Source organism: Nannocystis punicea, from assembly GCF_026965555.1.
Taxonomy (GTDB): Bacteria; Myxococcota_A; Polyangia; order Nannocystales; family Nannocystaceae; genus Nannocystis; species Nannocystis punicea.
The window spans coordinates 1,171,019-1,196,568 of record NZ_CP114040.1 but is presented as its reverse complement, the minus strand read 5'-3'; the positions used below and the strand labels follow the sequence as shown (position 1 = coordinate 1,196,568).

25 protein-coding genes are annotated in these 25,550 nt (G+C 71.4%); 18 read left to right on the top strand and 7 right to left on the bottom strand.

The features are described from left to right. Positions 1–239 precede the first annotated feature (239 nt). The 6 genes from O0S08_RS04625 to O0S08_RS04600 all read left to right on the top strand — a co-directional run bounded on the left by O0S08_RS04625 (position 240) and on the right by O0S08_RS04600 (position 6,284). Positions 240–1,574 (top strand): AgmX/PglI C-terminal domain-containing protein, encoded by a 1,335-nt coding sequence (locus O0S08_RS04625; RefSeq protein WP_269037758.1) that lies wholly within the window; start codon positions 240–242, stop codon positions 1,572–1,574. Beyond that, entirely contained in the window at positions 1,571–2,221 is a 651-nt protein-coding gene (locus O0S08_RS04620) for a hypothetical protein (protein ID WP_269037757.1), read from the top strand. The genes O0S08_RS04625 and O0S08_RS04620 overlap by 4 nt, the downstream gene beginning before the upstream one ends. 224 nt (positions 2,222–2,445) lie before the next feature. Next, complete coding sequence (locus O0S08_RS04615) at positions 2,446–3,798, top strand: hypothetical protein (RefSeq protein ID WP_269037756.1); 1,353 nt, start codon at positions 2,446–2,448, stop codon at positions 3,796–3,798. Between the two features lie 18 nt (positions 3,799–3,816). After that, positions 3,817–4,431, top strand: coding sequence for a polysaccharide biosynthesis/export family protein (locus O0S08_RS04610; RefSeq protein ID WP_269037755.1), 615 nt, complete (start codon positions 3,817–3,819; stop codon positions 4,429–4,431). 10 nt (positions 4,432–4,441) lie between these two features. Next, positions 4,442–5,044, top strand: coding sequence for an imidazoleglycerol-phosphate dehydratase HisB (gene hisB, locus O0S08_RS04605; protein WP_269037754.1), 603 nt, complete (start codon positions 4,442–4,444; stop codon positions 5,042–5,044). 184 nt (positions 5,045–5,228) lie between these two features. Further along, on the top strand, positions 5,229–6,284 hold the full coding sequence (locus tag O0S08_RS04600; protein WP_269037753.1) for a hypothetical protein: 1,056 nt from the start codon (positions 5,229–5,231) through the stop codon (positions 6,282–6,284). 115 nt (positions 6,285–6,399) lie between these two features. Here the strand turns inward: O0S08_RS04600 and O0S08_RS04595 are convergent, their stop codons facing one another. After that, the gene (locus tag O0S08_RS04595) at positions 6,400–6,930 is read right to left on the bottom strand and encodes a hypothetical protein (RefSeq protein WP_269037751.1); all 531 of its coding nucleotides are present in this window, start codon (positions 6,928–6,930) and stop codon (positions 6,400–6,402) included. 63 nt (positions 6,931–6,993) lie between these two features. On the opposite strand from O0S08_RS04595, the gene O0S08_RS04590 reads away from it, so the two are divergent. Both O0S08_RS04590 and O0S08_RS04585 read left to right on the top strand, forming a co-directional pair. Next, complete coding sequence (locus tag O0S08_RS04590) at positions 6,994–8,619, top strand: acyl-CoA carboxylase subunit beta (RefSeq protein WP_269037750.1); 1,626 nt, start codon at positions 6,994–6,996, stop codon at positions 8,617–8,619. A gap of 535 nt (positions 8,620–9,154) precedes the next feature. Then, positions 9,155–9,562 (top strand): tetratricopeptide repeat protein, encoded by a 408-nt coding sequence (locus O0S08_RS04585; protein WP_269037748.1) that lies wholly within the window; start codon positions 9,155–9,157, stop codon positions 9,560–9,562. A 249-nt stretch (positions 9,563–9,811) separates the two neighbouring features. Here O0S08_RS04585 and O0S08_RS04580 read toward each other — a convergent pair whose 3' ends face one another. Together O0S08_RS04580 and O0S08_RS04575 are read right to left on the bottom strand one after the other, a co-directional pair. After that, positions 9,812–10,504 (bottom strand): hypothetical protein, encoded by a 693-nt coding sequence (locus O0S08_RS04580; RefSeq protein ID WP_269037747.1) that lies wholly within the window; start codon positions 10,502–10,504, stop codon positions 9,812–9,814. Then, complete coding sequence (locus tag O0S08_RS04575; protein WP_269037746.1) at positions 10,504–11,334, bottom strand: MbnB/TglH/ChrH family RiPP precursor modification enzyme; 831 nt, start codon at positions 11,332–11,334, stop codon at positions 10,504–10,506. Before O0S08_RS04575 ends, O0S08_RS04580 begins: the two co-directional genes overlap by 1 nt. A gap of 346 nt (positions 11,335–11,680) precedes the next feature. Here O0S08_RS04575 and O0S08_RS04570 point away from each other — a divergent pair, with 346 nt between their 5' ends. Then, positions 11,681–12,385: a PP2C family serine/threonine-protein phosphatase gene (locus O0S08_RS04570; protein WP_269037745.1), complete on the top strand. Its 705-nt coding sequence runs from the start codon at positions 11,681–11,683 to the stop codon at positions 12,383–12,385. Positions 12,386–12,408: 23 nt separating this feature from the next. Next, on the top strand, positions 12,409–12,558 hold the full coding sequence (locus tag O0S08_RS04565) for a hypothetical protein (RefSeq protein ID WP_269037744.1): 150 nt from the start codon (positions 12,409–12,411) through the stop codon (positions 12,556–12,558). A 16-nt stretch (positions 12,559–12,574) separates the two neighbouring features. On the opposite strand, the gene O0S08_RS04560 is transcribed toward O0S08_RS04565, so the two are convergent. Then, complete coding sequence (locus tag O0S08_RS04560) at positions 12,575–12,985, bottom strand: DUF488 domain-containing protein (RefSeq protein ID WP_269037743.1); 411 nt, start codon at positions 12,983–12,985, stop codon at positions 12,575–12,577. A gap of 101 nt (positions 12,986–13,086) precedes the next feature. Between O0S08_RS04560 and O0S08_RS04555 the strand changes: the two genes are divergently transcribed. Beyond that, positions 13,087–14,238, top strand: coding sequence for a hypothetical protein (locus tag O0S08_RS04555; RefSeq protein WP_269037742.1), 1,152 nt, complete (start codon positions 13,087–13,089; stop codon positions 14,236–14,238). A 173-nt stretch (positions 14,239–14,411) separates the two neighbouring features. Next, positions 14,412–15,191 carry a hypothetical protein gene (locus tag O0S08_RS04550; protein ID WP_269037741.1) on the top strand — a complete coding sequence of 260 codons (780 nt, stop codon included), beginning with the start codon at positions 14,412–14,414 and terminating at the stop codon, positions 15,189–15,191. Between the two features lie 78 nt (positions 15,192–15,269). Here O0S08_RS04550 and O0S08_RS04545 read toward each other — a convergent pair whose 3' ends face one another. Next, positions 15,270–16,283: a metallophosphoesterase gene (locus tag O0S08_RS04545; RefSeq protein ID WP_269037740.1), complete on the bottom strand. Its 1,014-nt coding sequence runs from the start codon at positions 16,281–16,283 to the stop codon at positions 15,270–15,272. Positions 16,284–16,420: 137 nt separating this feature from the next. Between O0S08_RS04545 and O0S08_RS04540 the strand changes: the two genes are divergently transcribed. Continuing rightward, complete coding sequence (locus O0S08_RS04540; protein WP_269037739.1) at positions 16,421–17,404, top strand: hypothetical protein; 984 nt, start codon at positions 16,421–16,423, stop codon at positions 17,402–17,404. A gap of 120 nt (positions 17,405–17,524) precedes the next feature. Next, entirely contained in the window at positions 17,525–17,797 is a 273-nt protein-coding gene (locus O0S08_RS04535; RefSeq protein WP_269037738.1) for a hypothetical protein, read from the top strand. Between the two features lie 406 nt (positions 17,798–18,203). On the opposite strand, the gene O0S08_RS04530 is transcribed toward O0S08_RS04535, so the two are convergent. Then, the gene (locus O0S08_RS04530) at positions 18,204–19,625 is read right to left on the bottom strand and encodes an alpha/beta fold hydrolase (protein WP_269037737.1); all 1,422 of its coding nucleotides are present in this window, start codon (positions 19,623–19,625) and stop codon (positions 18,204–18,206) included. 372 nt (positions 19,626–19,997) lie between these two features. Between O0S08_RS04530 and O0S08_RS04525 the strand changes: the two genes are divergently transcribed. The 3 genes from O0S08_RS04525 to O0S08_RS04515 all read left to right on the top strand — a co-directional run bounded on the left by O0S08_RS04525 (position 19,998) and on the right by O0S08_RS04515 (position 23,392). Continuing rightward, the gene (locus O0S08_RS04525; protein WP_269037736.1) at positions 19,998–20,333 is read left to right on the top strand and encodes a hypothetical protein; all 336 of its coding nucleotides are present in this window, start codon (positions 19,998–20,000) and stop codon (positions 20,331–20,333) included. A 226-nt stretch (positions 20,334–20,559) separates the two neighbouring features. After that, positions 20,560–21,675 (top strand): ligase-associated DNA damage response exonuclease, encoded by a 1,116-nt coding sequence (locus O0S08_RS04520; protein ID WP_269037735.1) that lies wholly within the window; start codon positions 20,560–20,562, stop codon positions 21,673–21,675. Between the two features lie 124 nt (positions 21,676–21,799). Next, entirely contained in the window at positions 21,800–23,392 is a 1,593-nt protein-coding gene (locus O0S08_RS04515) for an ATP-dependent DNA ligase (protein ID WP_269037734.1), read from the top strand. Between the two features lie 103 nt (positions 23,393–23,495). On the opposite strand, the gene O0S08_RS04510 is transcribed toward O0S08_RS04515, so the two are convergent. After that, complete coding sequence (locus O0S08_RS04510) at positions 23,496–24,392, bottom strand: LysR family transcriptional regulator (RefSeq protein WP_269037733.1); 897 nt, start codon at positions 24,390–24,392, stop codon at positions 23,496–23,498. 79 nt (positions 24,393–24,471) lie between these two features. Here O0S08_RS04510 and O0S08_RS04505 point away from each other — a divergent pair, with 79 nt between their 5' ends. Beyond that, a complete protein-coding gene (locus O0S08_RS04505; protein ID WP_269037732.1) occupies positions 24,472–25,383 on the top strand; it encodes an alpha/beta hydrolase family protein in 912 nt (303 codons plus the stop codon). Positions 25,384–25,550 lie beyond the last annotated feature (167 nt).

Genomic DNA, 25,550 nt, shown 5'->3' with positions numbered 1-25,550 from the left:
GCCTGGACGAGGGCCGGCACTCCTTCGGGAGCCGCCGGCCCTTTGTTTTTGCTCGTGGATCGGGTCTGAGCGTTCGCTTGGCCGCGGCCCGCGGAATCCGTCGGCGTGTCGTGTGAAGTCTGGGCGACGTCACTCGCGCGGCGGTCCGAGCAGTTTTGTCCCCAGGTCCGATCGCGGTAGGACCCGGGAAAATTGGCGCGAGCACCACAAATCAACTACATCCGCTAGACTTTCCACGCGTGGTTGCCCGGTCCAAGGTCCTGCGGATCGCCTCGATTGTCGACGGCCTGGTCTGCGACGAGCTGCATCAGAGCGCAGCCGAGGCGGTGACCGCCGGCACCGACGTCGGCAATCAGCTGCTGTGCTTCGGCGCTGCGGTCCCGAAGCGACACGTCCTCTTCATCGTGCAGGAGGGCCGCTACGTGCTCGACCTGCCGCCGCGCGTGGGCGGGCAGCTCGTCATGCGGGGGCGCTCGGTCAACCTCGGCCAGCTGTGGCGCAAGCGCCTGCGCGAGGACCCGCGGGCGCGCAGCGTGCGGGTGGTGCTCGACCCGAGCGCGCGCGGCAAGCTCGACCTCGGCGACACCACGCTGCTGTTTCAGTTCGCGGCGCCGCAGCCCGTCCCGCCGAAGCCGCCGTTCCCGGTCGAGTTCAAGGCGCGTCCGTCCAACATGTGGACGCGCTCCGACCTGGCCACGCTGACGGCCGCGTTCTTGATGTTCGGGCCTTACTTCATCTGGGCCTCGAACAAGCACATCGACTACACGATCGAGCCGGAGATCGACGAGCGCTTCTTGCGGGTGATGAACCTCGACAAGCCGAAGCAGAAAGAGCCCGAGGAGGAGAAGAAGGACGACGAGGAGCAGCTGCTCGCCAAGGAGGACGAGAAGCTGACGCCGAAGCCGGAGAAGGTGATCGACAAGCCCGTGATCACCCAGAAGACCTACTCCAAGGAGGCGATGGACAAGGCGCGGGGCGTCGGCATCGCGCGGGTCCTCGGCACCTACGGCGGCGACGGCCCGGGCACCGTGTTCGACGTCATCCAGAGCACCGAGAACAACCTCGGCGAGCTGTTCGCGGCCGGCATGACCGCCACGGTCCTGCCCGACGGCACGGTCGTCAGCCCCTACGTCCCCGGCGGCGAGGGCATCAGCGCGCAGGGGGCGATCGTCGGCACCAAGGGCTTCGAGGCCCAGGGCCCGGAGCTCGCCGAGCTCGAGAAGAAGGAGCGGAAGATCAACTCCTCGGTGAAGAGCTCCGGCGCCGATGTCTACGGCGACGCCGACAAGAAGGCCGTGCAAGCCACGATCCGCCAGCGCACCGGCGCGCTGCAGGCTTGTTATAACAAGGCGTTGCAGACCAATCCTGGCCTGGCCGGCAAGATCTCCTACACGATCACCATCAGTGTCATGGGCACCGTCACCGAGGTCCGGATCAACGACGACACCCTCCAGGATGGTGGTGTACAGACGTGCACTGTCGCCAAGATCAAGGGGTGGCGGTTCCCCACCACGCCGGGGGCCGAACAGGCTTCGGACGTGACCTTCTCCGTGGTATTTTCTGGAGGGTCATGAGCACGTTTTCAAAGCGCGTCGTCCTTGCCTGGGGGTCCGCCACGTTGCTCGCGGCGAGCCCCGTCGGAGCTGCTCCTTCGGCCAGCCCCGCACCTGCGCCCGCGTCGCCCGACGCGGGCGTTGCTGCATCTGCACCGGCCGCCGCCGACCCGTTCACCGCCGACTCGGCCGCGCCCGATCCCGCGGCGGCCGCCGCGGCGCCGTCGCCGGCGGTGACTGCCGGAGTCGGCAGCGCGCGCGGCACCATCGAGCGCGGCATGACCGAACTCGGCACGCTCCTCACCCGCGCGCGGCAAAGCGGCGACATGGGCCGCACCGCGTGCGTCCAGGACAAGCACGACCGCGCCGAGATCGTGCTCGAGGTCGCGACCGGCGAGCTCTTGGTGTTGCAAGATTCATCGGCCGATGGGCAGAGCCGCGCCTTCGCCGGCGAGAAGCTGGGCGAGGCCGCCGAGCGCATCTCCGGCCTCGTCGGCCAGGCCAGGGCGTGCCAGGGCGATCAGGAGCAGAAGCGCAGCGACGCCCAAAACACCGCCAATCAGCCGAAGACAGTCATCCCCACCGACCCGACGTCGACGAGCTCCGGCGTCCAGCGGTTGCCGCCGCGCATCGACCCGCGGCCGCCCGTCGCCAGCCCGGTGATTTGACCTCGCTCGCGCCGCGCGACCGGAACGACTGGCCACACGCAGGTCGGTCTGTCTCGTCGGACGACCACGGCGCGGAGGACAAGCCACACGACGCGCATGGTTCGGACTTGGCGCTCACAATTCTCGCCTCTGGGCTGAGATTCGCTAGGCTGTAGCCTCTCGCCTTCCCCTTGCGTCGACTTAACCAGCCAGCCCCCAGGTGGGCGCTCCACTGCCTCGTCGCCGTGGGGACGATCTGCGCGGCCCTCTGCTTTCGGGTCGCGCATGCAGCCGGCTCGAACGCCACCGGCAACCTGATCGGCAGCGTGCCGCGGACCGAGGACGGCGCGGGCATCAAGCTCGGCCCGCGCTCGACGTTCCACCCCGGCTTCGCGTTGATGGTCGGCGGCGACAGCAACGTGTTCTGGAACCGCAAGGGCGACCACGGCGGGGTCCGACCGGCGGCGCTGGTGATGCCTGTCGCGTGGCTCGGCATCGGCAACCGCGACGTCCGCGACGGCGTGCTGCAGAGCGAGGTCGAGGCGCAGCAGGACCGCAAGATCGACTACAACATCCGGCTGACTGCGGGCTACCGGGCCTTCATGGCCCGCGCCGAGGAGATCCGGCGTCTCCCTCGCTTCAGCGTCGACCTCAACGCGCACTTCGTGATCGCCCCCGGGCGCCGCTTCAGCTTCAACTTCACCGAGTTCTTCTCGCGCTTCGCCGACCCGCGCAACTACGACGCCGGCGTCGGCTACAACTACAACCGCATCGACCACCGCCTCTCGCTCGGCTTCATCTACCGGCCCGGCGGCGGCCGCTTCAGCATCGGCGCCAACTACCTCAACGAGGTCCTGTACTTCGAGGCACCCGACGTCTACAGCGGCGACCGCTACATCCACGGCGCCGCCACCGAGGTCAAGTGGCGGATCGCCCCGCGCTCGGCGATCCTCGTCAACTACTCGTTCGCCCACACGTATTACTTCAGCTGCAACGCCAACACCGATCCCGACTGCAACGAGGACAACAACGCCCACCGCGTGTACCTCGGCTTCCGCGGCCAGATCGCCAAGCGCTGGACCCTCGACGCCATGGCCGGCTACGGCGCCGGGCTCTACTACGACGACGAGAACGGCCCCAACTTCCGCGGCTTCATCGGCGGCGTACGAGCGGCCTACTTCCCGACCCTGCGCACGCAGTTCTTCGCCCAGATCGATCGCCAATTCAGCGACTCGCTGTTCGGCAACTACTTCCACGACATCGCCGGCCGGATCGGCGGCCTGCACACCTTCCGCTGGAAGATGTACGCCGAGCTCGGCTTCTCGGTCGTCGGTCGCCGCTACGCCGGCCTGCCGATCCCCGGCCGCGAGACCCGCATCGAGTCGTACGAGAACGCGCCCGGGTTCGTCCGCTCCGACACCCTGTTCGCCCTCAGCGCCCGAGTGGAACAGCCCTTCGGCCGCCTGTTCGTGGTCGGCGCGCGCTACGACATGATCGTCGACCGCACCGACTTCATCGCCCACTACACCGGCGGTCTGACCGACTTCGGCGGCTTCGCCAAGCATGTTGCCATGGTCCTCGGCGCCGTGAGATTCTAGCCTCCGCGGCGTCTGCTCATGCCTGCACGTCCTCGCAGCGCGCTCATCCGGCTCGGTCCAGGCCTCGGCATCCTGCTGTCTTTGGGGACAGCTTGCGATCGCGGCCAGGCCCGCGTCGAGGCCCCGGTGATCGCCCCGAGCGCCGGCCTGCGCCCCGGCGACGAGCTCGACATCCGCGTGTTCGACGAGGACCGCTTCAACGGCACCTACGCGGTCGCCGAGGACGGCACGATCGACTTCCCGATGGTCGGCGGCGTGGCGGTCACCGGCCTGACCAAGGACGAGGTCGCTCGCCAGCTCGAGACCAAGCTCGCCGACGGTTACCTCAATCATCCGCACGTGGTCGTGCAGATCAAGGAGCGCGGCAACCGGGAGATCAGCATCCTCGGCCAGGTCAACGAGGCCGGCTCACTCGGCTGGCGCGACGGCCTCACGCTCGTGCAGGCCGTCTCGCTCGCCGGCGGCCTCACCCCGTACGCCGCGCCTGCGCGGGTCAAGCTGACCCGCCGCACCGGCCGCGGCGACGAGACAGTGACCTTCGAGATCTCCCTCTCGGCGATCGTCGACGGCCGCGCCGAGGACCTGGTCTTACGGCCAGGTGACATCGTGTTCGTGCCCGAGACCCGGATGTAAGCGAGGCCCCGTGAACCAAGTGCGCACCGCCCGTGTCGAGCGAGTCACCCGCGAGACCCAGATCACCGTCGATCTGACGCTGCCGTGCGACGCGCCCGCGCGCCACCACATCGACACGCCGGTGCCGTTCCTGTCGCACATGCTCGAGGCGCTCGCGCGTCACGGCGCGATGCAGCTCGAGGTCCACGCCCGCGGCGACACCCACATCGACGACCACCACACCGTCGAGGACATCGGCCTCGTGCTCGGCAGCGCGTTCGACCGGGCCCTCGGCGCGCGGCTCGGCATCTTCCGCTACGGCCACTTCTCGCTGTGCATGGACGAGGTCCTGGTCGACGTCGCCCTCGACCTCGGCGGCCGCCCCTACCTCGTCTACGACCTGCCCGGCGTCGCCGGCAAGCGGATCGGCAGCTTCGACTGCGACCTCGTGCGCGAGTTCTATCAGGCCTTCGCGGTGCAGGCGCGGATGAACCTGCACATCCATCAACGCGAGGGCGGCAACGTGCACCACCTGGTCGAGGCCAGCTTCAAGGGCCTCGCGCGCGCGCTCCGGCAGGCCTGCGCCCCCGACCCGTACGTCGGCGTGCCCTCGACCAAGGGCACGCTCGGCTGACAACTCGCCGAGGCCAACCAGCGTTGGGTGGGCCCAAGTCGAGTCCGCGAGATCACGCGAATCGGCCGCGTCGTCGAACGCCTGGTGCCGGCCCATCCCACCAACTACAGTCCCTCTGCGCCCACTGAAGCGGCGCGATGACTGCTCGGGGCGCGACGCCACCGCGCCTTGACCGGGACTACCCATGCATTCCGCGCGCAAAATCATCCTGGCCGTCGTCCTGGTCATCCTGCCGGGCCTCCTGGCCTGCGAGCCCGACATCCCCGAGCCGATCTGGAAGGGCGAGCGCCTGCACCACGGCACGACCACCAGCGAGCCGATCTGCCGCGGCTCCTTCCACCGCCAGGAGCAGCACGCCGTCCAGCTGGCCGAGCTCGTCGGCGTCGAGCTGGACGAGATCATCCGCTACACCCGGGTCGCCGACCGCGACGAGCTGGCCGAGTACTGCGAGGGCATGAAGGCCGACGGCTGCGCCCACGGGGACGAGCCGTACGCCTTCAGCATCCGCAGCTTCCACTTCCACGAGATAACCCACGCCGTGATGAACTCGGCCGGCATCGAGGGCCCGCGCCCGTTCGCCGAGGGCTTCGCCGAGGTCTTCGCCGACGGCGCCGGCTACCGCACCGAGCACACCCTGCTCGACCAGGTCCTCCACAACTTCAAGTTCGACGCCAGGGACTACCAGACCGCCGGCCTGTTCGCGCGGTTCTTGCTCGACCGTCACGGCCTCGACCGCTACCTCCTGTTCCTGCGCGCGGCCGACTCGCGGGCCACTTTCGTCGAGTTCTCGGCTGTCTTCGAGGACATCTTCGACGAGCCCATCGAGCAGGCGATGGCGGACTTCGAGGCTTACCCGTCGTGCCGAGAGATGAGCAACCGGATCGCCCTGGTCGACTGCAGCCTGCCGCTCGCGCCGTGGGACGGCCGGGTGGTCACCCTCACCGCCGACGTCGCCTGCGACCAGGACGATGTCCTGGGCCCCGCCCAGGACGACGTGATGTTCACGACCCGCGGCTTCGAGGTCACCGAGGCCGGCAACTACCTGGTCATCGCCTCGCAGCCGGAGGGCTGGTCCGGCTTCCGCGTCGTCAAGTGCGGCTCGTGCCTGGACAGCTTCGACGAGGAAGTCCAGCCCGGCGAGATCACGTCTCACGACCTCACCCCGGGTCGCTACTACGTGCTGTTCGGCCGGAGAACCGACGAGCCCGCCACGCTCGGGCTCGCCGTGGGCCGGCAGTGACCGCATGCCGGGAGCGAACCACTGCGCAGGGCTCAGCGCACGAGCCGCGAGGCGATCTCGCAGCGAGCCGGGCGACGAGCCCCGGGACACCGAACCGGCCGCGGGTCGCTCCCCGTTAATTCTTGCTCATCTGCGTCTTCTTCGTCCTGGCTTCGCCCTTCTTCTCGAAGCCCGCCGCCAGGCAGTCGCCGGGCGAGCCGGCCTTGGTGCAGGCGTCGGCCAGGGCCGCCTTGCAGGCCTCGTCGCTGCTGGCCTCCGAGAACGCCTCGCCCTCGAACATCGGCGCGATCGCCACCAGAGCCAGCGTCGTCGAGTGCGAGGTCGGCCCGCCGCCGCTGGCCGACATCGACGACTTCGTCACCGTCCACTTCGTCTCGTCGCGGCAGGTCGCGCGCTCGGCCTCCGGCAGCTTCGCGCACACGTCCGTCCACGCCGCCTCGTCGGCCTTGGCCGGGTCCTCGCCGTTGCCCTTGCCGGTGAACTCGCTCGCCGTCTTGCTCACCTGAATGCTGCAGCGGTACTCGGTCTTCGGGCTGGCCGGCTTGCTCGGGGCCGCCTCGCTGCCGCTGCCGCCGCCGCAAGCCGCGAGGCAGGCCGCCAGCCACAACGCGGACGCCACCGGGGTGCTCTTGCGCTCTTCTCGCATGCCGCGCGCCATACCACATCTGCGCGCGAGCCCGCCGCGATTCCTGCTATTTTCCGCCCCGCCATGTCCGACGCACCCAAGCGGCCGAGCACCCCCGACCCGCGCGCAGCCCTCGAACAACGCGAGCGGCTCGCCGACAGCTACGCCGGTCCGAACCTCCTGGCCGGCGGCGACAAGGACCTGGCGGTGGCCGAGAAGGGCGCCGCCGTGGCCGTCGACCGCCTGCACAAGAGCGGCCGGCAGACCGCCCACGAGCGCATCGAGCTGCTCCTCGACCCCGGCAGCTTCGTCGAGCTCGACCGCTTCGTCACCACCCAGTGCCCCGACTTCGACATGCCGGGCAAGAAGGTCTACGGCGACGGCGTGGTCACCGGCCACGGCACCGTCGAAGGCCGCCCGGTGTTCGTGTTCGCCCAGCAGGCGCCCGTCTTCGGCGGCAGCCTCGGCTGGGCCCACGCCATGAAGATCTGCAAGGTCATGGACATGGCCACCACCGTCGGCGCGCCGGTCATCGGCCTCAACGACAGCGGCGGCGCGCGGATCCAGGAGGGCGTGGCCTCGCTGGCCGGCTACGCCGAGATCTTCAAGCGCAACGTGCTGGCGTCGGGCGTGGTCCCGCAGCTGTCGCTGATCCTCGGCCCGTGCGCCGGCGGGGCCGTCTACTCGCCCGCGCTCACCGACCTCGTCCTCATGGTCGAGCAGAGCTCGTACATGTTCATCACCGGGCCCGACGTCATCAAGACAGTCACCCACGAAGAGGTCACGAAGGAGGCGCTCGGCGGCGCCGCGACGCACAACGAGAAGAGCGGCGTGGCCCACTTCGCCTGCCCCAGCGAGGCCGCCGCCGCCGCCATGACCCGCGAGCTGCTCGGCTACCTGCCCTCCAACAACATGGAGGACCCGCCGCACCGCCCGACCGCCGACGACCCGAACCGCTCCACCCCCGAGCTGGCCGACTTCGTCCCCGTCGACGCCTCGCGCCCCTACGACATCCGCACCATCATCCGCGCCGTCGCCGACGACGGCGCCTTCCTCGAGGTGCAGGAGCACTTCGCCCGCAACATGGTCATCGGCTTCTGCCGCATCGACGGCCGCAGCGTCGGCGTCGTCGCCAACCAGCCGCTGGTCCTCGCCGGCTGCCTCGACATCAACGCCTCGGTCAAGGCCGCCCGCTTCGTCCGCATGTGCGACGCCTTCAACATCCCGCTGTGGACCCTCGTCGACGTGCCCGGCTTCCTCCCCGGCACCGATCAAGAGTTCAACGGGATCATCCGCCACGGCGCCAAGCTGCTGTACGCGTTCGTCGAGGCGACCGTCCCGAAGGTCACCCTCGTCACCCGCAAGGCCTACGGCGGCGCCTACGACGTCATGGCCAGCAAGCACATCCGCGCCGACGTGAACCTCGCCTACCCGACCGCCGAGATCGCCGTGATGGGCGCCGAGGGAGCCGTCAACATCATCTACCGCCGCGAGCTCGTCGAGGCCAAGAACCCCGCCGCCCAGCGCACCGAGCTCCTGAACAACTACCGCGACCTGTTCGCCAACCCCTACAAGGCCGCCGAGCTCGGCTTCATCGACCAGGTGATCCGCCCCGAGGACACCCGCCGCCACGTCTCCCGCGCCTTCGCCCTGCTCAAGAACAAGCGCCAGGAGAACCCGCGCCGCAAGCACGGCAACATCCCGCTGTGATCCGGGCCGGAGGCCACCTGCCCTGAAGGACAGGTTCTTCGGCCGCCGCATGCGCCTCGCCAAAAGTGTCCTGTCTCAAAGGACAGGCTGAACCGGGTCGGAGGCTACCTGCCCCGGAGGACAGGTTTGACCCCCGCCCGCCGCGCCTCGCCCCCGCCCGCGACTCGCCGGCAACTCCCTGTCCCGAAGGACAGGCTTGACCTTCGCCGGTCGAGCGTGGTCGCCGCCCGCCGGAGACATCTGTCCCAAAGGACAGGTCGTCGCCCCCGCCGCGACCGCCCGGGCGAACCGCCGCGCAAACGCCTGCTCGCCCCCTGAGCGTCAGCACGCGGGCGAGCGCGCGCTGGCTCACCTGCGTCGCGTCGCGCGTCGCGCGACGCCGGGCCCCCCATCCTCACGGCTTGTGCCCACGAAGCCGCCCACCTCGTGACGAGCGCGGCCGCCGGCGCGCCGGGCTCATCCCACCTGCGGCCCCGCACGGCCCGGAAACACCGGCGTGAACCCGCGTCGGCGCGAAATGTGTCAAGCTCTCCGCATGTCCCTGCCCCGAGCCGTCCTCGCCCTCGCGCTCGTCAGCGCGTGCGCGCGGACGGGCCCGAGCTCGCGGACCCTGCACTACATCGACAAGACGCTCGTCAGCAGCTCGCCGGTCGACCACCGCGCCTACGCGGCCTACATCCAGGCGAGGGTCGCCCTCGACGCCGAGCCGGCCGACCTGGCCCGCGCGCTGCAGCAGATCGACCTCGCGCTCCGCTACGACCGCGACGACCCGCACCTCTGGACGACCCGCGGGGAGATCGAGCTCCGCCTCGGCGACGTCGACGCGGCGCGCCGCAGCAGCGCCCGCGCCCTCGCGTTCGGCCCCGAGTACCCGCCCGCGCTCCAGCTCGCCGCCCAGCTCCAGCTCCCCGGCGGTCGCCAGGTCGCCGAAGCCCGCCGCTGAGCCCCGCAGGATTTACCTGCCCGTCAGGACATGTCTTCATCCACATGTTCTAATCGACATTTCGAATAGGACATGTCCTTTCGCTCACTCTCGCCTCGACGAGCGAGGCGAAACGGAGCCCACGTCCCCACATCCGTTTCGCTCGCCGACGCCGGCCCGCTCGCGGCGAGCCAGAGACGCATCCCTCCGCCTCGCCATCCGCGGCCGGTCGAGGCCCGTCGTCCTCGCCGCCCCGCCGCTCTGGGCGCTCTACCCCCACGCGCCGACGAGAATCCCCGCCGCGTGCAGCTCGGTCAGCACCTCGTCCGCGCCCCACGGCCCTGGCGCCCCGGCCAGCGCCGCCTCGATCGCCGCCATCTCCTCCTCGGTCGGCGTCGCCCGACAAGCGTCCAGCTCGCGGTCGCGCCACACCACCACCGCGCACTCGCCCGCCTCCGGCTCGGCCGCCCACTGCTCCTCGGCCAGCCAGCTCGCCACGTCCCACGCCCCGCGCAGCACCACCACCGACGCGGCCGCCCGCAGCGGCCCTTCCGAGCTGTCCCGAAGGTCATCCAGCCCGCTCTCGGCCCGCCACGTCGCCCACTCGAGCGCCGCCAGCTCGCCGAGCCACCCCGGCGCGCCGACCTGCGCCGCCGCGAAGGCGCCGAACCCGGCCGCGTTCTCGTTGAGCTCGAAGCACCTCGCCGGCCGCTCGCGGAAGTACGCGTCGACCAGCCGCGCCCACCGCTCCTCGCCCAGCCGCGCCGTCACGGCCGCCCGCGTGCCCGCGTGGATGACATCGACCGTGTCGCGCCGCAGCTTGTGACACGCCTCCGCGTACACCTGCAGCCCCAGCCCCAGCCGCGGCGAAACCACCTCGCCCAGCGACTCTGCCACCGAACGCGCGTCCGCCGTCCCGTCGATCAGCGGCCGCAACGCCGAGAACAGCGCCGACAGCCGCATCAGCGCCCCTCCAGCGCCAACGCCGACTCGCTCCGCGCCCGCGCCACCTCGGCCAGCAGCGCCTCGACCGGCGGGATCTCCGTCTCCCACTCCACGATCGTCGGGATCGCCCGCCCCGCCGCGCGGATCGTCCGGCGATACAGCGCCCACACGCTCTCCGGCACCGGCCCCGTGTGATCGTCGAGCAGCAGCGGCCCCCGCGGTCGATGACCGGCCACGTGGATCTCCCGCACCCGCGTCAGCGGCAGCGCGTCGACGTAGGCCTCCGGGTCGAGCCCGTGATTGTGCGCGTTGACGACGACGTTGCCGACGTCGAGCAGCAGCCCGCAATCGGCCTCCTCGACCACCGCGCGCACGAACGCCGGCTCGGCCAGCGCGTCGACCGGCAGGCGCGCATACGTGGCCACGTTCTCGAGCACCAGCTCGCGCCCCAGCCGCGCCTGCACCTCCTTCACCCGCCGGACCACATGCGCCACCGCCTCCTCGCTGTGCGGCAACGGCAGAAGCGCGTGCGTGTAGCCCCCGCCGATCCGCCCGAAGCACAGGTGATCGCTCCACCAGCCCAGCGTGGGCGAGAGCGCCGCGATCATCGCCAGGAATTCGCCATCGATCGGCTCGGGTCCGCCGACCGACAGCGAGATGCTGTGCGCCACCGCCGGCCAGCGCTCGCGACAGGCGTCGAACAGTCGCCGCCGCCGTCCGCCGAAGCGGGCCCAGTTCTCCGGCATCACCTCGATGAAGTCGAGCGCCGGGTCGGCCTCGAGCAGCGCCTCTGCATATTCGTGCAGAAGCAGCACGCCGACCCCGTCGGCCGCGATCTTCGCATTCATCGCCTCTTCACCCAATGATCATACCGCTCGCGGCACCGACGAACGACGCGCCGCCCTGTCCGTGAGCGGCGGTCCGATCCTCCCTCGCGCGAGCGTGCGGCGCCGCCGGCGTGGCGGAGAACGAGCGAGGGAGCCCGGAATTCCCCGATCGCGCAGCTAGCCCTTGCAGGAGCCGGCGCGCACGTTCGTCTTGACCTTCACCCCACTCTTGACACCCTTCTTCTGCTGCATCGATATCCTCCAGTAAAAGCCTGAGAAAGCTAGCTGAGGCCCATCACACGGTCAAGGCGCGCGCGCGCTCGACGGCAGGCCGCATCCGCGCTGCTGCCTGTTATCGTCATTGTCCATGTCCGCCTTCGTCGTCTCGCTGCGCGAGCCCCGGTTCGGCAACCCCGTCGCCGCCGAAGTCCTCGGGGACATCACCGTCGCCGCGGTCGCCAGCGCGTGGGGCTCGTGGTCCGGGCTCGAAGCGGAGGTGCCCGCAGTCGTCGGCGCGCGGACCTCCCTCGTCGCGGACGCGCGCGCGGGCGAGACCGACTGGCGCGCCGCGCTGCTGCGAGCATTCGCCGTCGCCGCGGTCCACATCGATCGCGTGCCGCAGCAGGAGGAGGACGACGAGTGGACCCCGCTCACCTCGATGACGTGCGCAGTCGTGACTCCTGAGCGCATCCACATCGGTTGGCTCGGCGGCGTCACCGCCTGCGTGCTCGACGACCGCCGGCTCGTCCGCGAGACCGAGCCGCACACCCTGATCCGCCAGCTGCTCGCCGAGGGCAACAAGACCGCCGCGCTGGCCGGGATGGCCCACAGCCTCGGCCACATCATCGTCCGCAGCGTCGGCCCCGCCAGCCGCGGCGCGCCGTCCCCCGAGTTCGCCGAGTGGCCCCCGCTGCGCCCCGGCGAGCGGCTCCTGCTGGCCCCGCGGCCCACCGTCGCCGCCCTGCGCGGCCACCTGCCGCTCGCGCCCGCCGGCGGCGACCCGTGGCTGCAGGCCGCAGTCTCGACCTGCGACGACGCCGGCCACCGGATCGGCGTCCTCGTCGAGCCCTGATCCCCTCGTATTGCATAAAGAACATGTCCTTACAGCCATTACCTCTTAGACATGTCCATGAAGACATCCTCCACCCTCCGGCCGCCTCGCCCGCGAGGATCACCACCGGCGCCGTGGTGGCGATCGTGCGCGACAGCTCGAGCCCGCGAGCGCGAGCGGCCGCCGCCACCTGACACCGCTCCCGCCGCCTCAACCTGTCTCTTCGAGCAGCAGCTCCCGCAGCCACGTGCGGTGGCAGCGGCGCTCGTCGACGCAGCCTGACGAGCACAGCAGCGTCACCGTCTCGCCCGCGGCCACGCGCTCGGCCAGCGCCTGCACCTGCGCGCGCGCCGGTTCTTTGCGCATCTCGTTCAGGTACCGGCGGCGGAACATGCGATCGCTGATCGGCTCCTGGTCCTTGCCGTGGAACGCCGCCAGCAGCTCCGGGCTCGGGCTCACGTCCTTGAGCCACTCGGCCCACGTCTCGTCTTCGTGCCGGACCCCGCGCGGCCGGTAGCGGCACACGAGGATCCGCGTCCCGTCGCCGCGTCGCGCGGGATCGTTCCACCGCCGGGTATGGATGTCCCCGATCCCCTTGCGCAGGTCGACAGCGGCAGTCATCGCCCCCCAACCATGGCACGCGCGCGCTGAAGCGCCCGTCAAAACCCACGCACTGTCCAGCTTGCCGACCGCCCGCCGGCCCGTCACGATCAGCTGCCCCCATGCGGTCGACCTCGCTCGCGCTGCTCGCAGTCCTCCTCACCCCGCCCGGCCTCGCGCGCGCCGCCTCCCGCTGCGAACTGACGGGCCCGCCCGCGCTCCTCGGCCGCGTCGCCGGCAGCGACGCCCTCGCCGGCGAGCTCGACGTCCGCAGCGGCGTCGCCGTCGACGTCCATCTCGTCGCGCCCGGCCGCCTCGACGGCAAGCCCGTGCTGTTCGCCGACACCGGCGCCGCCCGCCACGTCTCGTGGTCGGCCTCGGGCTGTCCCAAAGTACAGGTACACTGGCGCCGCGTCGAGCCGCGCATGCAGCACGTCGCCACCCCGCCGCCCAACGCCGCCATCGCCATCTACGCCAACGCCGTCGTGTTCGGCCCCTCGCACGGCACCTGGCTGGGCTACGATCGCCTCGAGTACTTCGAGACCGCCGTGCCGGCCGGTGACGACCTGTGGACGCTCACGGTGCGCGACGCCAGGCCCAGCGAGGCCGCCCTCGCCGACGCCCGCCTGCCGGAGTACCGCGACCTCGGCACCATGCGCCTCGCCGCCACGGTCACCGGCCCCGACGCGGTCGCCCGCGCGACCCCCGACGCCGACGACGTCCCGCGCGGGCAGATCGCCGACGACGTGTTCCGCTACAGCGTGCGCAGCGGCGACGGCCTGTTCGGCTGGCTCACCTCCTACTTCAACGTCCCGTACGTGTTCGGCAGCGCCGGGGTCGGCGCGAAGAGCCAGGCCGAGCGCCGCGTCGGCGCCGACTGTGCCGACCTCATCGTCGCCGGCCTGCGCCGCGCCGGCCGCCGCGACCTCGCCTACTCGAGCGTCGGCGGCCTGGTCCGCGAGCTGGGGCGCGTCACCGCCCCGCTCGAGGTCCGCGCCCGCGGCGACGCCCTCGATCCCGCCGCCTACGTCCCCCGCCCCGGCGACATCCTCGCCCTCGACTACCTCGACGTCGCCGCCTTGCCGCGCCCCTGGGACCACATCGTCGTCCTCGCCGTCGACCGCGGCCCCGGCGGCGGCCCGGCCGACGGCCGCCTCGGCCCCGACGACCTCGTCGCCGACATCGGCGACGCCCAGGGCCTCAAGTTCGCCCCGCTCGGCGACCAGGGCGACGTCCGCGTCCTCGTCCTGCGCGCCCGCGGCGTCGAGGGCTAGCACGTTCGCACATGTCCTCACGACATTTCTTGCAAGGACCCTCCGTCGATTCCGCATCCGCTTCGAGCGTCCGAATGAAGGTTCTGCGCTGCATCATCATCGTGGCCGCCTGCGCCCCCGCTCGACTGGACAGCTCGAGCTCGGACACGTCCGCGGCCGTTCCATCTCCGGAAGTGACCTCCGGCGCCACGACGACCACGACGAGCGGCGCGTCCAGCACGAGCTCCGAGGGCGGCTCGTCGGTCGAGCCGACTTCGAGCGCGCCCGTCGACCTGCCCGGCGCCCCCTGTGACATCTGGGCCCAGGATTGCCCGCCGGGGCTGAAATGCGCGCCGTTTACAGTCGGAGACTTCCTCGACGAGACCCATTGCGTGCCTGTCGACCCCGACCCTCGGCAGCTGAACGAGCCCTGCCAGACGTCAGGGACGATGAAGGAGCCGCTGGACAATTGCGACGCGGGGCTCGTCTGCGGGTACACCGACGAGAGCGGCGCCGGGCACTGCATTCCGCGCTGCTCGGGGAGCCCTTCCAGTCCCGAGTGTCCGGAGCCGGGCGAGACCTGTTTGACGTTGAACCAGTCGGGGACCGTCAACGTGTGCCTGGCGGGCTGCAGCCCGCTCGACCCTGTCTGCCCCGAGGGGGCGGCGTGTGCCATGATTGGAGGCGTCGACGACCGGTTCTTCTGCGTCGATGCGACCGATCCGGTGCGATCGGAGTACGGCGCGGACTGTCTGTTCGAGCATCAGTGCGGCCCGGGCCTGCTCTGCGTGGCGAAAGCGCATGTCCCCGGCTGCGCGGGCGAACGCTGCTGCACGCAATTCTGCGATCTCGCCGAGATGGAAGGTTGCCCGGCGGCGCCCGAGCAGGTTTGTTCACCGTGGCCCGGACCCTATCGCGGCTGGGAGCCGCCCCCAGGGCTGGAGAACGTGGGCTTCTGCAGCGCCGCGACGTAGCGCGTCGCCCGGGCCGCCCGCTGCGATCGGACACGGCGAAGCGCCGCGCGCCCGGAGCTCCCCGGGCGCGCGGCGCCATCACACCGGATCGGCCGACAGCGTCACCCCGAACGCCGAGGCGAGCGCCAGCAGCTGCTGGGGCGACGAGCAGCCGAGGTGCTCCGGCGACAGCTTGCCGGCGCGACGGCGCAGCAGCCACGAGCCGGCGGGATGCGCCGCAGCGGCCCGCCCGAACTCCTCGCCGGCGGTCTCGGAGATCCGCGCCACCTCGGCGTCCAGGCACTCGCGCAATTGCGGCAGCGCCCCGCGGAGCGTCGTCACCCACTCCTGCACGCGGTCCAGCACCGACGGGTCGAGCTCGGGGTCGCGGAGCGAGCGGATCTTCTTCTCGATCTGCTCGAACGTCATCGTCTGCCACGGCAGCGTGCGCAGCACCGGCGCCTGCCACTCGCGGCGCACCTGCTCCCAGTGATCGGCCCGCGCCGGCACCGACACGAGCTTGAACTGCGGCAGCAGCAGGCCCGTCAGCCGCATCCCGTGGCACACCCCGGTGTCGAGGCCGAAGATCCGGTCGCGCAGCACCAGCGGCTCGGGCCCCACCACCGAGTGCCCGAACACGACCGGCTTGTCGTCGGTGTAAAACTCGTACCAGGGCCGGTCGCCGAAGCGCTCGCGCAGCCGCGCGTCGCCCGACGTCGTGCCCGCGCGCACGTCCTCCGGCACCTCGTCGAGCGGCACTCCGGGGTAGAGCCCCCAGTGGACCACCCGCACGTCGTCGCGCTCCCAGTGGTAGGGCAGCGTCGCCATCCAGCGCACGTGGTCCTCGTAATCCGCCCCGAGCTGCAGCCTGGCGACCTGCTGTGAATACGACAGCACCCCGCGGATGTGCTTGCGCTCGTGGTTGCCGCACAGCGCCAGCGAGCGCGGGCGCCGGCGGAACAGCTCGACGACGGCCGTCGGGTCGGGCCCGCGGTCGACGAGGTCGCCGACGCTGACCACCAGATCGTCGTCGCCGATGCCTGCGCGATCGAGCAGGTCGAGCAATTCGGCGTGACAGCCGTGGATGTCGCCGATGATGAGCGTGGATTGCATGACACGTTCTCCTCCGGGCGGTCGCCGATGCGCTCGCCGCCGCCCCCGCGCCGCCGTCCCCGGCGCGCGCGCCTGAGCATCAAAACCGCGCGGCGAGACTCCGTCGCCGCGTCGGGTCCGGGTATAAGGGCACCCTCGTGGCCGCGCGAGGACAAAATTCCGGACAACCCACGTGGGCCGTCTATCTCGACGGTCTGGTCGAGGAGCACGGCTCGCTCGCCGCGGTCAGCGAGCGGATGGCCGCGCTCCACGGCTGGCGCGAGGATGTCGACAGCATCACCCGCGCTCTCCGGCGCCTGCGTCAGCGCGGCAGCCTCCCCGGCGGCAAGTGGGGCGACCGCCTGCTCCGTACCTTCGGCCTGCCCGCCAGCGTCGACGCTCGCCTGCGCTTCATGGGCAGCTATCACTCGCGCTTCGTCGACCTGCCCGTGCCGCTGTGCACCGACCTGGTCCAGCTGTGGGACCGCCCGCCCACCAGCGAGAGCCGCGCCGGTCGCCTGTGGCTGTCGCTCGCGCGCGCCACCCTGGCCCTGCGCGCGCGTCAGCCCGACGAGGCCGCCACGCACCTGCAAACCGCCAAGCTCCTGGCCGCCGACGACCCCGCCGCCCAGGTCGAGCTGGCCCTCGGCGAATCGCTGCTCGACAGTCGCACCCGCCCGACCGCCGTCTCCTCCGCGCTCGCCCACGTCCCCGAGCTCTTGCACTCCCTGACCGGCCCCGACGCCGACTGCCTGCGCGCCCGCTACGTCGGCCAGGTCAGCCACGCCCTCAACCACGCCGGCGACATCGACCGCGCCGAGGCCCTGCACGCCGCCCTGCCCGACGACCCCGGCACGCACCCCTTCGCCCGCAGCCGCCGCGCCAACGGCCTCGCCTACGCCCGCTTCCGCCACGGGGACATGGCCGCCGCCCTCGAGCACGCGCGCCTCGCCGCCCGTCACGCCGGCGACGCCGGCCACGTCCGACTGCGCGCCATGGCCCTGCTCATGGTCGTCCGCGTCGCCGCCGGCACGCCCGAGGCCGCCGACGCCCTCGCCCGCGCCCGCGCGATCGGCCAGGCCCTCGCGGACGCCACCCTGCTGTCCCGCTGCGACGCCGCCTCGCGCGGCCGCATGCCGTGAAGCAGGTCGCAACTGTGGCCATTCCCCGCCTTCCACCATTTCCCACCGACCTCGTCCATTCGCCGCTCCCCTGAAATTGCCTACCCCCACGCCCGCGGACGGTGCATCCTCCCCCTCGACATGAACACCTCACGCGCGCTCCTCCTCGGCCTCGCCGGCCTCCTCGGCGCCTGCGCCGGCAAGTCGAATCCCCCGCCCGCCGACAACCCCGACGGCCAAAAAGTGTGCACCATGGAGGCCAAGCTGTGCCCCGACGGCAGCGCCGTCGGCCGCACCGGCCCCAATTGTGAATTCGCCCCGTGCCCGGGCCCCGCGAGCGAGGGCACCGAGGCCACCGAGTCTCCTGCTCCGCCGCCCGGCGAGCCGCAAAACGCCGCCCCGCCGTCGCCCTGAGCGCCCGGGCGCCGCGACGCTCGCGTTCGTCGTCACGAACCATCTGCGCCGCGCCGCGCCGACTCGACGACAGACGTCGACCATCCCTCGGAGCGAACTCGTTCCTCACCGGCGCTCGGCGCGGGACAGCGTCGACGGTCGACGGTCGCCCGCGAGACGCCCAGCGCCTCGCACGCTCGTTGCAGACCTGTCCGCTCGGACAGCTCGCCTCGCTGGCATGGTCGGTCTGTGCGAGGATCTCCGCTTGTAGGCAGGCGTGAAGCCGCGAGGAGTCGCTTTCTCGGCGGTCTCGGGGGTCGGGCTCTCGTGCTCGAGCCGCGATCGGATCCAGGCCTCACGCGCCCCGATCGCAGGCTGAACTCCACCCTGGAGTGCTCCTCGGGCCCTGGGAAGTCCCGCGACCCCGTCATTCAAGAGCTTTCATCCAGGCTTCATCTGCGAGCTCAGGGGCGCTCCAGGGCGCGTCGTGGATGGCCCGCTCGCCCAAAGCTGTTACCACGTCCTGTGTGTCGTCATCGCCGCGAAGATGATGGTGGAGCATGTGCTCCTCATAGCCACCATTTCGGGCGAAGAAGTAATCGTACTCATAGGCAACAGACACCAGCCGGGTGCCACGGGAAGGCGCGAATGCTCCCATCTGGACCTCTTCCCGCTCGGCGGCGACGAGTGCGACCAGATCGAGAACGGCCTGCAGCGGCTCGCGGCTCCAGATGCAGGCCAATTCTTCTGCTGTCGGGATAATCGGCGACTCCATGCCGCCGTCCCTGCTCCGAAAGAACAGCCGATAGAAATCCTCGTCCTTCACGTTTCCGTGAGGGCCGTATCGCGTGGATATTCCAGGATCGAACGCCTTGCGGAAATCGGAGAGCACCGGGCTAGGGGCAGGGCAGCCTGAGGCCGGGCCGTACCGACAGTCGCTGTAATGCCACGGGCTCTCCTCGGGGGGGACCGCCGCGAAGAGCATCGCCGCGGTGGTGCCGTAACGCCGATGCATCGACTCTCCGCCGTTGAGGAGCTCCTCCTGCACGAGCTGAACGACCAACCCACCCATGCTGTGCCCCCCGACCACGTCGACGCGAAGCCCCGCGCCGAGCAGGTCGCCAGGCGCGACGTCGACGTTGTTCTGCAGCTTGTCGAGCGCTGAAATGATGGCATCCCGGTAGTCATCGAGATCGACGCTCGAGTACCGACCTGCCCATCCGCTCTCGGGAAGTCCGGAGAAGGGGTCGCGATTACGCCCGTGGCCGGGGAGGTCGACCGCGACCACGAACCTGACCGACGCACTCCAATTGAAGAGCAGCCGCCGAGCCATCGGCTCCCAGAAGAGGGCGTTGTGGCCGAACCCGGATATGAGGACGACATCCACACCTCCGGGCGGGCTCTCGTGATTCTTCCAAAGCCAGGCGTTGATGGTGAAATGCTTGCTCGGGTGACTTGCGACCGCGACGTTCATCACTTCAAGCCGCACTCTTTCGATCGCGGCATCCCGCCCGAATTCCACCCCGCCGTCAGAAGAGCGAGGATCCTCCTCGGCGGCGCAGTCGTCGACCTGCGACCCTCCAGGCACGGGCCCATCGAGGTCGCCCGCGAGGCAGGCAGCTCCGAGAACGGCGAGCGCGGTAACGACACAGGAGAATGTTTTCACAGCCACTTGCGGCATGGAATTTATCGCCTTTGCGACGAGGTCGAACAGGCTGAATGTGGCCACTCCTGTTCCATCTTCCGCCCACGACGTTCGCTCGCATTTCGCGCCGAACATGCGCGATATGGCCAGAATTGGCCAATTGTCGCGCGTCTCCGCCGTGAGGCGGGCACGGCGGCTGCGCACCCGACGTGAACGTCGAGGTCGGAGGATCCCGTGAGTATGCAGCGCTGCCAGTGCACCCCCGGGGCGGCGCGTTCGACCCCTCGCCCGGCGCTGACATCACATGCACGACTCGGGCGGCGCGGGTGCACCCGAGCGGGCGGCCAACACGCGCGGATGCACGGCTTCGAAGTCGCCGATGGTCCCGACGCGGTCACCCGCGCCCGGCATGCCCGTCCACGGTTTTCAGCCGCAGGGAGCGCGCAGGCGGCCCCCGCGGCTGCCTCGCGCGGCCGCGCCCCGTCCACCGACACTGGCCCTTCGCCCCCCGTTCGCACCGCCCCGCGGCGACCGGCCGGCACCCGGCCCAGACCCGTTCGGACGGAGGTCGACCTCGTGAAGCGAAACCTGCAGCTGTCGTGCGCCCTCGCCTCCGCGGTGCTGCTCGCCGCCGGCCCCGCCCTCGCCTACTTCGTCTGCCCCGAGGAGCGCGCGTCGCCGCCGGAGGCGGAGCCCGCCTCGTTCGGCGTCACCAATCACAGCGCCGGCGAGGTCTACCTCTACTGGCTCGACCTCGACGGCCAGCGCCGGTTCCAGGCCACCATCTACGCCGGCGGCTATCACTCGCAGCAGACGTACCTCGGCCACGTATGGGTCGCCACCACCGTCTACGAGGATTGCCTCGCCACCTTCGTCGGCGAGCTCGACCACGCCGAATACGACATCTGGTGATCCGCCCGATCACCACAGTCATCCCCGTCCTCGCCCCGCCGCGAGAGACCTCGTGGACATGTCCTTTCGGACACCTCCATCTCGCGCCCCCGGCCGAGCCCGCCACGCGGTCGCCGCCACGACCCTGCCCACCGCCGTCGCGCCGCGCGAATTCAAGCCCCAATCGCCGCCGCCGCCGAGCTGCGCCGCCGCCCCGGCCACGCGCGCTACGCTGCCTCGCGCCGCGATGCGCGACCCGCTCGTCGAACTCACCGAACGCGGCCTCTACTGCCGGGCCGGCGATTTTTATATCGATCCGTGGCAGCCGGTCGACCGCGCCGTCGTCACCCACGCGCACGGCGACCACGCCGTCGGCGAATGTGAGCACTACCTCACGGCCGCGCCCGGTCGCGACCTGCTCGCGCTGCGCGTCGGCGCCAGCGCGAACATCCAGGCGCAGGCCTACGGCGCCCCGATCGTCCACCGCGGCGTCGGCCTCTCGCTGCACCCGGCCGGCCACATCCTCGGCTCGGCGCAGGTCCGGCTCGAGCACCACGGCGAGGTGTGGGTCGTGTCCGGCGATTACAAGCTGAGCGCCGATCCGACCTGCGCCCCGTTCGAGCCGGTGCGCTGTCACTGCTTCATCAGCGAGTCGACCTTCGGCCTGCCGATCTTCCGCTGGGCCCCGCCGGCCGTGACCATGCAGGACGTCGCCGCCTGGTGGCGCGGCAATCAACAGGCCGGCCGCACCTCGCTGCTGCTGTGCTACGCGCTCGGCAAGGCCCAGCGCCTGCTCGCCGGCGTCGATCCCGAGATCGGCCCGATCTACGTCCACGGCGCAGTCGACCGCTGCACCGCCGTCTACCGGGCCGGCGGCGTGCCCCTGCCCGCGGCCCCGCCGGTGCTCGAGGCGGCCCGCGGCGCCGACTTCGAGCGCGCCCTGATCCTCGCCCCGCCCTCGGCCCAGGGCACGCCGTGGACCCGCCGGTTCAAGCGACCGGTCCGCGGCTTCGCCTCCGGGTGGATGCAGATCCGCGGCACCCGCCGCCGCAAGGTCGTCGACCGCGGCTTCGTCCTGTCCGACCACGCCGACTGGAACGAGCTGCTCGCCGCGATCGCCGCCACCGGCGCCGAGCGGGTCTACCTCACCCACGGCTACGCCCAGGCCATGGCCCGCCACCTGCGCGAGCGCGGCCTCGACGCCCACCCGCTCGCGACCCGCTTCGTCGGCGAAGCCGGCGGCGACGAATTGTCTCAAGAACCCGTCCCCTCGGACATGCCGGAGTCACGCGAAGAATCACCCCCGCAACATGACTCGGAGGACATGCCCGAACAACCAGCAGACGACGAGGCCCCGGAATGACGGCCGCGCTCGCGCCGTGTCGCCTACGACATGGTTCTTTCGCCATGTCTGCATCGAATCGACATCTCCAATCATATGCCCCATCGGTCATGTCCCATCGACCATCCTCTCTCGGAGCCCGGCCATGAGGGCGTTCGCCGCGCTGTACGCCGCGCTCGACGAGACCACCCGCACCGGTGAGAAGGTCGCGGCGATCCGCGCCTACCTCGCGGCCGTCCCGCCGGAGGACGCCGCCTGGGCCGTCTATTTTTTGATCGGTCGCAAGCCGCGGCAGGCAGTGTCGACCCGCAAGCTCCGGGCCTGGGTCAGCGAGGCCGCCGGCGTCTCCGAGTGGCTGTTCGACGAGTGTCACGAGGCCGTCGGCGACCTCGCCGAGACCGCGGCCCTGCTGCTCCCGCCGCCGACGCGGACCACGAGCATGCCGCTGCACCGGTGGGTCGAGGAGCGCCTGCTCCCGCTCGCCGGCAAGGACGAGGCGGCGCAGAAGGCCGACCTGCGGGCCGCCTGGGACGAGCTCGACCGCAACGAGCGGCTCGTCTTCCACAAGCTGATCACCGGCGCCTTCCGCGTCGGCGTCTCGCAGCGGCTCGTCATCGCCGCCCTCGCCGAGCTCGGCGAGCTCGCCCCGGCCACCGTCGCGCACCGGCTCATGGGCGCCTGGCAGCCCTCGGCCGCGCAGTTCCGCGGGCTCGTCGCCGCCGAGTCCGACCAGCCGACGACCTCGCGGCCCTACCCGTTCCTGCTCGCGCACCCGCTCGAGGGCGACCCGGCCGAGCTCGGCCCGCGCGACGACTGGCAGGCCGAGTGGAAGTTCGACGGCATCCGCGCCCAGCTCGTCCGCCGCGGCGGGCAGCTGTTCGTGTGGTCGCGCGGCGAGGAGCTGATCGGCGAGCGCTTCCCCGAGCTCGCCCCGGTCGCGGGCCGCCTGTCCGAAGGGACAGTCCTCGACGGCGAGCTCTTGCCGTGGCGCGGCGCCGACATCCTCCCCTTCGCGGAGCTGCAGCGGCGGATCGGCCGCAAGAACCTGTCGCGCACGCTCCTCGCCGAGGTGCCCGTCACCTTCCTCGCCTTCGACGTGCTCGAGGCGTTCGGCCGCGACCTCCGCGAGCGCCCGCTCGGCGAGCGCCGGCCGATCCTCGAGCAATTGCTCGCCCCCCTGGTCGGCGACGTCCTGCGCCTGTCCCCCGTCGTCGCCGCCCCGACCTGGCGAGAGCTCGCCGAGCTGCGCCAGGGCAGCCGCGCCCGCAACGTCGAGGGCCTGATGCTCAAGCGCAAGGCCGCCCCCTACGGCGTCGGCCGCGTGCGCGGCGACTGGTGGAAGTGGAAGCTCGACCCGCTCGCCGTCGACGCCGTCCTCGTCTACGCCCAGTCCGGCTCCGGCCGCCGCGCCAGCCTGTTCACCGACTACACCTTCGCGGTGTGGCAAGACGGCGCCCTGGTCCCGTTCTGCAAGGCCTACTCCGGCCTCACCGACGCCGAGCTGGCCGAGGTCGACCGCTTCGTCCGCGGCCACACCCTCGAGCGCTTCGGCCCGGTCCGCGCCGTCACCCCCGAGCTGGTGTTCGAGATCGGCTTCGAGGGCATCGCCCGCTCGCGCCGCCACAAGTCCGGCGTCGCCGTCCGCTTCCCCCGGATCCTCCGCTGGCGCCGCGACAAACAGCCCGCCGACGCCGACCACCTCGAGGCCCTCGAGGCGCTGCTCGGCGCCCGATCGTGACATGTTACAGAGGACATGCTCAATAGAGCATGTCCCCAGCGCCAGGACCACCGAGTGGCGGATCGTCACCGCCCCCGGGGCCTCGCAATCGAGGGAGTACGAATCACCCGAACGGATCTTCGCCGGCGGCCTCGGCCACCTGGTCGAGCCAATCGACGACCGCGCGGATCTTCGGCGCATCGGCCAGCGCCTCCGGCACCACGCGCCACAGCGCGCGCTCCAGCGGCGGCGCGTCGCGGTCGAGTCGCACCAGCTCCGGGTGGCTCTGCGCCGCGGCCAATGTCAACACCCCGAGCCCGACCCCGGCGCGCACCAGCGCGTACGACGTCGGCACGCTGCCGGTGGCCGCCGCCACGCGCCCGCGCGGCACCAGCTCCCGCATCCATCGCATCTCCGGCAGCCGGCTGTCGGGCGGCCCGAGGATCACCAGGTCGGCCTCGGCCTGCGGCGGCAGCGGGTCGAGGCCGTGGCGCTCGACGTAGCTGCGCAGTCCGTACAGCCCGAGCGACACCTGCGCCAATCGCCGCGCCCGCACCCCCGCCTCGGTCGGCCGGACCACCCGCAGCGCCACGTCGGCCTGCCCCGCAGTCAGGTCGAGCACCTGCTCGGTGCAGCGCAGGTCGAGCACCAGCTCCGGGTGCCGCTCGCGCAGCAGCGGCAGCTTCGGCGCCAGGAAGGCCGACGCGATGTAATCGAGCGTCGTCAGCCGCACCGTCCCGACGGCCCGCTCCGACGCCGCCTCGAGGTCGCGCGCGAGCTCGCGCACCTCGGTGGCCATGCGCCCGGCCGCCTCGACCACCCGCCTCCCGGCCTCGGTCAGCCGCCAGCCCTCGGCGTCGCGCACGAAGAGGGCGCCGCCGACGATGGCCTCCAGCGCGGAGATCCGGCGACTGATGGTGGTCGGATCGAGCCGCAGCGCCCGCCCGGCCTCGCCCAGCGAGGCGTGTCGCGCGAGCGCGAGGGCGATCCGGAGGTCGCGCCAGTCGAGGTGGTGCTGCATGGATGCAGTTTGAGACTGCATCATACTGCGTTGGCGCAGCCGCCGGTAGCCCGTACGGTTAGCGGACCCGGAGGTCCGCATGCCGTCGGAAGACTTCACCCTCAAGGCCCTCGACGGGCGGCCGCTGGCCGCCACGCTCCACACCCCGCGCGAGGCCCCGCAGGCGGTCCTGGTCGTGCTCGGGGCGCTCGGCGTCCCGCGCCGCTACTACGCCCCGCTGGCCGCGTGGCTGGCCGAGCGCGACATCGCCGTCCTGAGCTTCGACTACCGCGGCGTCGGCGGCTCGCGCTCGGTCCCGCTGCGCAAGGACCCGGCCGTCCTGCTCGACTGGGCCCGCCTCGACGCCGCCGCCGCGATCGATCTCGCGCGCGAGCGCTGGCCCGACGCGCCGGTCTGGGGCCTCGGCCACAGCTTCGGCGGCCAGGCCTTCGGCCTCACCGCGCGCGGCCTCGACCTCGCCGGCATCTTCGTCGTCGCCGCCGGCTCGGGCGACATGTCGCTCTATCCGAGCGGCCAGCGCCAGAGCTTCAAGGTCCGCCTCGGCATCGCCACCAACGTGATCGCCGCCCTGTTCGGCTACGTCCCCGGCCGCCTCGGCCTCGGCGAGGACCTGCCCGCCGGCGTGGTCCGCCAGTGGGCCCAATGGTGCGACACCCCCGATTACGTCCGCGGCGCCCTCGGCACCGAGTCGACCTTCTTCCACCGCGTCACCGCGCCGATGTGGTTCTACGACTTCACCGACGACAGCTACGCCCCCGCCCGCGCCGCCGCGGCCCTGCGCGGCTGGTACACCCGCGCCAGCACCAGCCACCGCACGATCGCCCCCGCCGACCTCGGCCTCCGCCGCGTCGGCCACTTCGGCCCCTTCCGCCCCGGCGCCCCCGAGCGCCTGTGGGACGAATTGCTCGGCGTGATCACCGGCGACCCCCGCCCGGTCCTGTCCGCCGACAATTATGCGAATACCGCCACCCGCGCGACGACCCATTCATAAGTCATCGCTCGTCCGCCCTCGCGGCCGTCGCCCGCCGGGGGCGGCTCGACCACGGCTCGACTCGGCGCCAGGCCGAGCATGAATGAATGCTCGGACTGCAGCCGCACAGTTGCAGATCGACGAGTCGTCCGCTCACGGAAGATCTCCTTGTCGACAAGATCTCCGCG